Genomic DNA, 11,954 nt, shown 5'->3' on the forward strand with positions numbered 1-11,954 from the left:
TGTTAAACCTTAGCGTTTTAAGGTGAAATGGCTCTTTACGTCAAACGCTCTTTGACCTTTCACCACCTTGGCAACAAACCAGTAATCGGTAGCTGGCATATTTTCTCCATTATAGGTGCCATCCCAACCTGGAGAATCGTGGGTCAAAGCAGTTAATAATTTTCCGTATCTATCAAAAATATAAATGATGGTACCCACAAGTTGGTCAACACCTGCAATATGCCAGGTGTCATTGTCCCCATCATTATTGGGTGTAAAATAAAGCGGATAATCTATAACAACAATTTCTTTGATGGCTGAGGCACATCCATTAATGTCAATCACTTCTATGGTGTGAAGGCCCCAAGACACATTATAAAACACGTTTGATTCTTGTGGTGTTCCACCATCAATAGCATATAAATATTCCCCAATACCATTCACGGTTACCGTGACATTATTCGGATCTGCAAAGTCTACAGACTCGGTGAATTCTATGGTGGCCGTTTCTGATTCAATGACTTCAAATGATGTGGTTGTGGAGCAACCATCAATAGTTGTAACCGTAACAGAATAGGTTCCTGGATAGATTATTTGAGTTTGAGGAGTGGTTTGACTATTGGACCAAATATAGGTGTCGGTGTCGAAACCAGTTTCTGCCGAAACTACCAAGTTTTCAGCATTTAAACATATGGTTGAATCTGGGATTTCAACCAATGGAATTCGATGGACAAAAAGCTGAAAGGTCGTGATGCTGAAACAGCTTGTTTCATTATTCTCCACCCGTATAAATATGGTTTGTCCGTCAAAGGCATTGTAATTCAAATCCAAAATTTCATTATTACCATTAATGGCATTCTGAAGTGTTTCATAATAACCAGTGGTATAATTCTGTGGATTCAAACTTCCCAATACCTGGGTGGTTTGCTGAGATAGGTCGAAAGTTAACAGGCCATCAAAATCATCATCACATGACTCTAGGTTATTTGGTTGATTGATATTAGGGTTTGGATAGGTAACCAAATGGAATGGGTAAACCGTATAGCACCCAGTTTCCAAATTTTCAATTCTAATGAAAATTGTGTCGCTATTGGATATGATTGTGTAATTGGTGTCTAATGGATTAATATTGGCATCTGCATCCGCTCCATTTGAATGATATGTAATACCCAACCCATTGGGGTCATCAACAATAATAGTGTTGATGAGGTTCAGGTCAAAAGCAGAACTGTTACCTTGGCATAAAGGATATTCTTCAAACTCGTTTATTTCAGGGGGAAGGTTCAAATTAATGTTTATGGGCACTACAGCGTAGCAATTGGAAACCGTATTATTGATTTTAACGTAAACGGTTTGTGGATTGGTAATGTTGGTGTAGCTTTCTGGGTTTGGAATACTAACGACGTCATTTTCGACATCTTCCATCGTTTCATGATATGAGATGACAATGTCATCTTGCCTGACATCCAAGATTTCCAATTCGGCAACGGTAAGATCATGGGTAGCATATCCATCATCATCGCAAAACTCAATGTCTGAAGGAAAGTTAACTTCAGGTACCGGAATAACGTTGATATCAAAACTTGTGATAGCATTACAAAAAGTACCATTTGCTATTCTTACAAAAATTTCTTGTGGATTTGAGGTGTTAGTGAAATCTAAATTTGTGATGGGGGAAACGTTATTGGTAGCGTCATATCCTGAAAAGTGGAAACTAATTTCAAGATTATCATTAATTCCCTGAGAGATTTCATCTATTTTGGTATTGAGGTCCACCGCAATAACACCATCATTAGACATGTCATCACATAAAAATAAATCTAACGGTTCATTGTAGTCAGGCTCCACTCCAACATTTAAATTAAATGAAGATACTCCAAAACATCCCTGATCAGTCAAGTTTTCTACTCTACAAAAAAGAACTTGTGGGTTAGTTGTATTTTGATATGTACTATATTTATCAATGATATTGACTCTATTGATGGCGTCATTTTCAGTTTCAAAATAAAGCACTTGTTTACCGGTTTGCCCATTCAAAATTTCCTCATCCTTTTCATATAAATAAAAATCACCAACATCACTAAAATTTGCCTGACAATTGATGAAATCTGAAATTCCACCTTCAGGAAAAACTGGTAGGGTATTGATGTAAGCATAAAATGAAACAAAAGTATAACAACCTGTGCCTTCATTTTCTATTCTCACATGAAGTTGTTGGGTTGCCGTTGTCACATTAGTTGGGTCAGGAACGGGATTTATATTTGCAACAGCGTCCTCAAAATCGGTGAAAAAAGTAAAGGTTAATCCAGTGGTGTCATCGATAATTTCTGGGATTTTAGTTTCTAAATTGACCGTAAAATAACCATCATCATCATCGTCACATTCTATAATGTCACTTGGAACATTGACATCAGGAACACCAATAATTTCAATTTCAAAGGGTACTATATCATAGCAGTTGGTAGAAAGGTCAATAACTTTAGCCCAAATGATTTGTGGGTTTGCTACATTAAAGAAAATGGGCGGAAGCAAATTTTCAACATTGGTGGCATCTTCTTCGGTTAAAAAGAATTGTACAGAAGATTGGCTAATATCTCCAACAATCAGTGGTATGATACTTTCTAGGTCAATGGATGTATATCCATCGTTAATATAATCATCACAATAAAGGATGGGTTCTACTTCATCCAATTCAATGGGCGGACTGAGAAAAACATTTACTGAAATTAATCGTTCACAATCCTCCCCAAAAATGGTTAAATATAATGTTGTTGGACTTTCAGTAATTGTATAAGGGACATTTTGGGGAATGGCGTTAATTTCGTCCACTTGATTTTCGAATGACTCATAATATATCACCTCAAAAGATTCAGAATAAACACCAATAAGTTGGTCGGTAATTTCCGTTAAGTCTATTTCTTGAATTCCGTCGTTACTACTATCATCACAAAAATAAAACGAAGAATTTGAAAATTCCGTATTAATAAGGTCTGCAAATAATGTTAAGGGAACAATAGTAAAACAGCCGGTTTCATCATCTACAATCCTAATATAAACCGTTTGAAGTTCTTGAACCACATTTTGATAATTTGATTCATTGGCAATCGGATTACTTCCCGTTTCTGCATTTTCATAACTTTCATAGAAGCTAACCGAAACACCTGTTAAGCCTTCTAAAACATCATCGATAATGGAGGTTAAATCAAAGATATCAAAACCATCTTGATCTTCTTCACAAGCATTTATCCAAAAGGGCTCAGAAGTGTCCACGTCCGGATTCGGTATTACAGTAATGTCTATGGTAGTTGTTACAAAACATCCTGTTTCAGCATCATAAATTCTAATGTAAAGTGTGTTTTCGGGATTGGTGTTTACATAAGAAAAAATTGGATTGTTCCCCAGAGTGGCATCTTCTTGATTGTAATGGTAGCTGATGTAGACATCAGGATTTCCTTGAGATATTTCATCAGAAATAGGTCCTAGATCTATCTCTGCGAAGCCATTGGATTCTGGCCCAGAACACACTGTTACGGGCTCAGGTTCAGAATATTCTGGTAGCTGGTTGACAATAAGGTCAAAACTGGAATAGGCCAGACAACCATTTTCTGTATCTAGAATTCGTATATATATCGTTTGGGGATTACTTGTATTTTGGTAGGGGGACGATAAGGGATTACTTCCACTCTGAGCCTCTTCCATACTTAAATGGTAGCTTATATTGTAACTAGAAGGAGGTACAGAACTTAGAACTTCATTATTCTTTATGTTGAGATCAAACAATTCTAATCCATCTTGTGATGGATCGTCGCATAATGAATAATTAGAAATCGGTTCGGAAGTTTGTTCGGAATTAAGAATAATTTCTGCCTGGTCTTCAATGGTACAACTTGTATTGCTTATTTGAAAGGAAATTTCGACTTTGTAAACGCCCGACTGTGTCACGGTCAAAGTTTCATTTGTTTCTCCGCTGATGGGTACACCATTTAAAAACCATTGGTAGGAAGCGTTGGGATTGTTTATGTCAGCATTTAGAATGTAGGATTCACCACAGGTATTGATGTCAGGGCCCAAATTAACTGTGGGGTTAAAACTGTTTCCTTCGATAAATACTGCTGAGTCATAGTTTTCATCTGTTTGATCAGCAATAACCATTTTAATATGGTATTGAACGTTGGGTTCTATGGATGCGGTAGCAGTCATGACTACCGTTCTTCCATTAAAATTGGTATCTCCCATATTGAATCCAGCAAAATATTCTACATTTTCTTCTGGACAAAACTCAACTATTTCCGAGTGAATTGTATTTGTGTTTACTGGGATAGAAGTGTCTGGAATTACGGCTATATTGGAATAAGGGTCGGTATTTCCAGCCTCTTTAATCAGCAACGCAAACCCATCTGAGTAATTACAAGGAAAATTTGCATAATATTCTTCGGAGGCCAAAATGTAACGAAATTGAATGACGTTGGCTATGGTGACAAAATCAAACTCAATAGAAGTTGCATTTAAGGTGTTGTCGATACCTAATGCGTTTTCCAAATCGGGGTCTGTACCCCATGAATCATCACCTTCGTTTAGGTGTGTACCTATGAATGTGTTTCCAGCCGATTGAATGGTTCCGGTTGATAATATAATTCCATCTTGAAAAGGAAAGTTTGAAGTGGCCTTTTCAAAATATCCGTAAGAATTTATGTTGATGTTTTGCCCATTGACATCACTTGAAATATTAGAAATCTCCACACAACCTTGGCCTAAATTCTGTTGAATTAAGGTTTCTAAAGTGGCCGTTGAAGTCGTGATTTGCTGAGCATGTATGTTAAAAAATATACCTAGCAAAACAACTAAAAAACAAATAGATGGTTTGCTCATTTTATTGTAGCAATTTTAATTTTTTTGAAAATGAGAAATTTAAATGTAACAAAAAAATCCCCGATTAGGGGGATTTGTAGATTATATTTGATAAAAAGTGATTTTTCTTTGCTAAGTCATTATCTTTTTAGGGTAAAATGATTCCTTACTTCAAACTGTTTTTCTCCTTTTTTCACTTGAGCTAAGAACCAATAATCATCAGAAGGCATGTTGTGACCATTGTAGGTTCCATCCCAACCTTTTGAACTAGAATTCATGGTTTGTAAAAGTTTTCCGTAGCGATCAAAGATATAAACCATAGTGCCTTCAAGCTGCTCTATTCCGGCTATTTGCCATAAGTCATTGTCACCGTCGTTATTTGGAGTAAAGAAGGTGGGCGCATTGATTACCATGATTTCTTTGAAAGCGGAGGCACATCCATTTAAGTCTATAATTTCGATGGTGTGAAGACCCCATGAAACGTGGTAGAACACATTAGATTCCTGAGGTGTACCACCATCTAAAGTGTATAAATAATTTCCAATTCCGCTAATGGTAACCGTAATATTACTCGGATTGGAAAAGTCGATGGTTTCTGTGAAATCAATACTGGCTTGTTCTGATTCCATAACCTGGAAGGTAGTCGTTGTAGAACACCCATTTTCAGTAGTAACCGTAACAGAATATTCACCAATTTGGTTTATTTGAATTTCTGGTCCTATTTGATTGGTAGACCATAAGTAACTATCATTGTTGTAGCCAGTAAAAGCTGAAACTACTAAAGGCTCTTCACTATTCAAACAGATGGTCTGGTCTGGGATATCAACCAAAGGAATTCTATTGACAATGCAGTTAAAACTAGTGATGCTAAAACAGCCGGTTAGATTATTGGTTACTCTAGCAAATATGGTTTGTCCATCAAAAGCTAAATAATTTAAATTTGAAATAGGATTGTCTCCAGCTGCAGCTTCTTGAAGAATTTCATAATAGGTAATTGTAAAATCTTCGCTTCCTTGATTTCCTAATATAGTATTGTTTTGTTGGCTTAAATCAAAAACCAACATTCCGTCAGAATCATCATCACAGCTTACCAAATCATTTGGTTGATTAGCATTCGGTAGGGGATTGACGTTTAGGTTGAACGAACCAATAGAGTAACATCCTGACAGACTACTTATAGCTCTTACATAAATAACAGAATTGTTGGAAGTGTAGTTAAAGGTATCTCCTAACGGATTCGCGTCGGCCTCTGCATCTGCTTGAGATGTGTAAAAAATAAAAGTTACGTTTTCTGGTTCTTCCACTAAAGAATCAAAAGCATTGGGTAAATAGTAACTTGTTGTAGAATTGTGACATATTTCTTCTGTGAAAGTGTTAATTACAGGAGGAGCATCCACAATAAGGTTAACAGGAACAGTTACAAAACAAGAGGTAGTAGGGTTTGTTACCCTGATATAAATAGTTTGTGGATTTGATAGGTTCTCATAGTTTTCTGGATCTTGAATAGAATTAATGTTTGCTTCTAAGTCCTCTTCACTTTCATGGTAAGAAATAATCAAGTCATCCTGTCTTACCTCTAAAATTTCTTCCAAGGTCACAGATAAATCAAAAATACTTGTTCCATCGTGGTCTATATCACAAATCACAAAATCAGATGGCATGTTGACTTCTGGAGCTTGAATAACATTCAATCCAAATTCAGCAATACCATAACAGTAACTTCCATTTTCAATTTTTACATAAATCTGCTGTGGATTCTGAATATTGGAATAGTCTAATGGTAGTTCATTCTCTGAATTTTCGGCATCTTCAATCGAATCGTAAAAGGTTATTGTTAAGTCGTCTGAAATTCCTGTCGAAACTTCATTAATGACTTCTTGCAAATCAAATACCTCCGATCCATCATTTGTATAATCATCACATAAATATTTGTCTTCAGGTAAGTTGAAAAGTGGTAAAGAGCCCACCTCTATAGTAAATGAGGATACCCCAAAACAACCTTGGTCGGTTATGTTTTCAACACGAACCCAAATGGTTTGAGGATTAGATAGATTGCTGTATGCAGTATTCTTGTCAATTGCATTTTGTCGGTTTAGAGCATCAATTTCACTCTCAAAATAATATGCAATTTTACCAATTTGTCCATTAAGAATCTCACTGTCCTTGTTTACAAAATAAAAATCAGCGGTTTGATTACCATCAGATTCACAGTTTTGATAATTTGAAATGGCAGGGAATTGTGGTTGCGTATTTACTATAACATCAAAAATAGCTAGGGCATGACAACCAGTTTCAAGACTTTCCACTCTCGTATAAATGGTTTGAGTATTAGAATTGAAATTGGATGGATTAATAATAGCATTGGTATTTGAATTGGCATTACTTTGAGACGTATGAAATGAAATGGACACGTCACTATCATTTCCAACTATTTCTGATATTTTGCTTTCTAGGTCAACTTGATAATATCCGTCATAATCATCATCACAAATGATTATGTCACTGGGTTGATTTATACTCGGAGCAGCTAGAACGGTAATTTCAAGTGGTTGTACATCATAGCATTTGGAGTTAGAGTTAGTGACTCTTACAAATACATTGAAAGGGTTTGTTGTGTTCGTATAATTAGATGGTAATTGATTTTCATTGTTTTCGGCATCTATCTCAGTTAAAAAGTATCTGACCTGGGCATTTGGAATGCCTTGATTAACAAATCCATTAAAATCTGATAGGTGAATAGAGGTAAATCCATCTTCATCATTATCACAGTATGTAACAGGTTCTAAAGGTTCCAAAAAGACACCTGGTGCAACAATTAAATTTAAATCAGTGTAATATAGGCAATCATCTTTTTGAAAGGTTACATACAAGGTATGTGGGCTATCATCAACAATGTATGGAATTGACTGATCAATGGCATTTTCAAAGTTATTTTGATCGTTTTCTGTTTCGTAATAAGTTACTATGATGCCTCCCATACCATTTATCATGCTTTCTGCAATCTCTTCGAGATCAAAATCTTCAATTCCATCATTTGATGCGTCGTCACATGCAAATTGATTGGTAACATTTGATCCTTCATTTAAGGCATTGGCCATAATATTAATTGGGGCGTAAGAGGCACAACCGGTTTCTGGATTTACAACACAGATATATACCATTTGAGAATCAGCAACTGTATTATCATATGATTCTGGGTTGTCTATAGGGTTGTTCCCTGTTTGGGCATCCTCCATAGTTTCATGGTAACTAACTATCATGCCAGATAATCCGGCTAATACATTATCCAAAACAGATGTTAAGTCAAATGTTTCAAAACCATCTCCGTCTTGTTCACAGGCGTTTATGGTTTGGGTTTGGGTGTTAATTCCAGGAGCATCTAGTATATTAATAATAAAGCTGCTGGTAGTGTAGCACCCTGTCTCTGAATCTTCAACTCTTACAAAAATTTGTTCAGATGTATTAGTATTGACATAGGGAAGTGGAATAGGGTTTGCGCCACTTTCTGCTTCATTCTGCGTTGTATGATACGTAACTATATAGTTTTCATTTCCTTCACTTATGGCCTCCGTAGTTTCTGCAAAGTCTATTTCTGCAAAACCATCCGCACTACCATTGTCGCAAATATCAATCTCCTCTGGTGTGTTGATTTCTGGAATGTCATTTACTATTAAATTGAAACTAGCATAAGAAACACAACCATTATCTAAATCTTGAATTCTAACAAAAATTGGTTGTGGGTTTGAGGTATTAGTGATTGGAGCTGTTATAGTATTTGAATTGTTTTGGGCATTTGATTGAGAGGAAAAATAGGCAATTTGGAAATTGGTTCCAGAAACAACATCTAGAACTTCATCGTCCATATTTGATAAATCAAAACTTGCCGTATTGTTATTTCCAGAATCACATAATATATAATCTGGAATACCTTCAGCCGTTTGTGCCGAATTTAAAATAACTTCAATGGTGTCTTGAATTTCACAAGAGGTGTTATTAATAGGCATGGATATGCTTACAGTATAGCTTCCCGAGTTGACTGCAGTTATCTGGGGACTTGTTTCAGAAGGGAGTAGCTGACCATTATAAAACCAGCTATAAACAGCTAAATCATTGTCTGTTTCAGCATTTAGATTGGTACTATTGGCACAGGTTGTAATATCTTCACCCAAATCAACACTGGCATTAAAACTATTAGCTTGAATGAAAACTGCTGAATCATAATTTTCATCAGATTGATCTGCAATAACCAATTTAATATGATACTGTACGTTGGGTTGAATGGCGGCACTTGCTGTCATAACAACGGTTCTTCCATTAAAGTTGGTGTCACCAAAATTATATCCATCAAAATATGCTTCATTTTCGGCCTGACAAAACCCTACAATTTCTTCATGAATGGTACTGGTATTCACAGGGATATCGGTTCCTGGAATTAATGCAATATTAGTATAGGGTTGTGATGATCCAGCTTCCTTGATTAGAAAGGCAAAACCATCGGAATATTCGCAAGGGTAGTTAGCGTAGTACTCCTCAGAAGCCAAGATGTAATTGAATTGTACTAAGTTAGAAACCGAAACAAAATCAAATTCTACAGAAGTAGCATTAAAGGTATTGTTAATTCCCAAGGCATTTTCCAGGTCAGAGTCTGGACCCCATTCAGGTTCCCCTTCATTTAAAGTATTGCCATTGGCAACATTTCCCGAGGATGTGATAGAGCCAGTAGAAAGAATCAAACCGTTTTGAAAAGGGAAATTTGAACTTGCTTGTTCAAAATAACCGTAACTATCGATACCCATAGGAGCACCATTAGCATTTGATTGGACGTTAGAAATCTCTACACAACCTTGTACCAAGTATTCTTCAACTAAGGTTTGAATACTAATATTAGAATTGGTTGAAATTTGTTGGGATTGGGCACTAAAAGCCAGTATACCAACCAATACCATAAGTAGGTAGCACTTTTTCATTAGTTCAGTTGTTTATGATTGGTCTTGCGACCAAGATTTGGGATTAATCAGGTACAAATATAGATAAAAATAGATTAAATGCAAAAAAATACGACGAAATGCATTTTTTTATACGATTATCTAGTCAAGTAAACCCAACCTGTTAGGATGTCAAAGGCGGGGTCATTAAGGTTTAAAATATAAAAATAGGTGCCTGTTGGAAGGGGTTTATGAAGGTTATTGAGGCCTTTGTTTGCCTCTCCAAACCACTTGGTCTGGTTATTACCTTCAAAAATCAAGGTGCCATATCTATTGTAAATCAGCAGGTTATGATTTTCAAAGATGTTGTAGAGACCTTGGATGTTGAACCAGTCATTAAACCCATCCCCATTAGGTGTGAAGACTTCAGGAATATAAGGTGGGCAGTTTTCAGTTGTTAAATCGAAGGTGTAAATATTGAAGCAAGAGTCGCTAGGGATTTTAACAAAAATAGGTTCTGGATCTAAGTTATTTTGATAATTTTCCGGGTCAATAATCTCAAAATCACCTAAAAACAGGTCATCTAATGATGTGAAAAATTCAGATTCTGAATAATTAGGGAGGTCTTGAATATGCGCTACTAAATTGAAAAAGGCTTTATTAAAACCTAAATCACATCCCTTCATGGGGTCTAGTTCAAGAATTTCAAAAGGTGAAATTTCTAGACCAACCAAATCGAAATTATTGGTTTCGTTGAGTTCTGTAACTATTCCAGTACCATCGCCAATATCATCGGCCATCACAGTGATGGTAACATAATTTTCGAAGTTTGAGGGCAAATCAATCAGTAACTCAAAATATTCTGATTCACCAATTTCAATGTCATCATTTGTATACACCGTATCTAAAAGGGTGTTGTCAGCATAAATAGATACCGGAGTGTTTGCGGGCAAATAATCGGTGGCGTTGAAATTATTTATATAGAAGTTCAGGGCTATCTGCTGGTTGCCGCAAAGAACTTGAGCCTCTGTTATATCTGTTGTGGCATCCGGAAGTTGACTATTTAAAACAGTAATTATGTTATTCAATATGATGAGGTCTGCAGCAAAGTTGCCATTTTCATTGTAATCACCGGTGGTAAGTGTTATTTCTACGGTAGTATCTCCGATATTGATATAATTTTGAATGTTATAAAAATCGATATCACAATTATAAAGTTCGGAAGAATTGTTGAACGAATTAGTGCCATTAAAAGCATTATTACTTGGATTTAATGGAGGATTGGACAAGAGGTTTCCATTTAAGAAAAGTGATTCTCCGTAATTAAGTGCGGTGTCTCCTTCCCAAGCCAAGAAACCAATTTTAGCTCCTTCGTTGTCTAAAATGTTAACATCTTCGAGATAAATAGTTTTTTCTTGCACATTCCTATTTATAATTTCCAAACCTTGAAAAAGATTTATTTGGTTTAAAGGAAGTGTTTCATCTTCAAATACTACATATATGGACCATCCTGCAAAATTGGTTCTATTAGCACAATACCCAGGATTAGATTCTAGCACTTCAGAAAGATCTAAATTGGATAATGTGTAATCTATATTTCCGTTCTCAAGTATAAATTCCGTTATATCTGCAAAACAAGAAAAATAGGTCAAGGTACCATTGATAGCATCTTCATAATCCACGGTATATGTTTCTGTAGCAGTAAAATCTGTATCATTCAAGGTGATATCCAAATCCCCAGATCCAGATCCCGCCCAATATAAATAAGCAGCTACTATATTAGAGTTATCCTCTAAGTTTAAATTAGCGCTTGACTGTGGTAGTATTTCGCAAAAGGAATTCCCATTGTTTTCAGCTTCGTTTAATGTGTTTCCAATTGCCAAATAATCATAATGACCATTGAATTGTTGGAAAAGGGAAATTTCCTGACAGTAAATCAAGTTTGTTAAAAGGAAGAAGCTTATTGTTTTAAGCCACGGAAATTTCATGAGAAAAGTTTCAAATAAATGTACTAAAGATTTTTCATTTATCTTTTAAGAGTAAAGTGGCTTTTAAAAATACGTCCATCCTGTAGAGTAATAAAGAACCAGTAATCATCTGTTGGTAGAGGTTCCCCGTTCAGGGTACCATCCCATCCCATTCCCAGAGGATCAATTTTTGTAATTAGTTTTCCGTATCTGTTGAAAATGAGTATTTCGGTAT

At 35.8% G+C, this 11,954-nt stretch carries 4 protein-coding genes; all 4 read right to left on the minus strand.

Annotated features, from left to right (window positions below):
• Nucleotides 1–9 precede the first annotated feature (9 nt).
• Complete coding sequence (locus LOK78_RS15630) at nucleotides 10–4,848, minus strand: T9SS type B sorting domain-containing protein (RefSeq protein WP_232635555.1); 4,839 nt, start codon at nucleotides 4,846–4,848, stop codon at nucleotides 10–12.
• A gap of 119 nt (nucleotides 4,849–4,967) precedes the next feature.
• Nucleotides 4,968–9,794, minus strand: a complete 4,827-nt coding sequence (locus LOK78_RS15635; RefSeq protein WP_232635556.1) for a T9SS type B sorting domain-containing protein — start codon at nucleotides 9,792–9,794, stop codon at nucleotides 4,968–4,970.
• A gap of 116 nt (nucleotides 9,795–9,910) precedes the next feature.
• Entirely contained in the window at nucleotides 9,911–11,740 is a 1,830-nt protein-coding gene (locus tag LOK78_RS15640; protein WP_232635557.1) for a T9SS type B sorting domain-containing protein, read from the minus strand.
• A gap of 38 nt (nucleotides 11,741–11,778) precedes the next feature.
• Nucleotides 11,779–11,946 carry a T9SS type B sorting domain-containing protein gene (locus LOK78_RS16690; RefSeq protein WP_336246339.1) on the minus strand — a complete coding sequence of 56 codons (168 nt, stop codon included), beginning with the start codon at nucleotides 11,944–11,946 and terminating at the stop codon, nucleotides 11,779–11,781.
• Nucleotides 11,947–11,954: the final 8 nt, after the last annotated feature.

It is taken from the genome of Mangrovimonas futianensis, from assembly GCF_021245805.1.
In the GTDB taxonomy this organism is placed as follows: domain Bacteria; phylum Bacteroidota; class Bacteroidia; order Flavobacteriales; family Flavobacteriaceae; genus Mangrovimonas; species Mangrovimonas futianensis.

Coding starts and splice junctions, on each gene's coding strand:
- LOK78_RS15640 (WP_232635557.1), bottom strand. CDS start 11,740: ATGAAATTTCCGTGGCTTAAAACAATAAGCTTCTTCCTTTTAACAAAC.
- LOK78_RS15630 (WP_232635555.1), bottom strand. CDS start 4,848: ATGAGCAAACCATCTATTTGTTTTTTAGTTGTTTTGCTAGGTATATTT.
- LOK78_RS15635 (WP_232635556.1), bottom strand. CDS start 9,794: ATGAAAAAGTGCTACCTACTTATGGTATTGGTTGGTATACTGGCTTTT.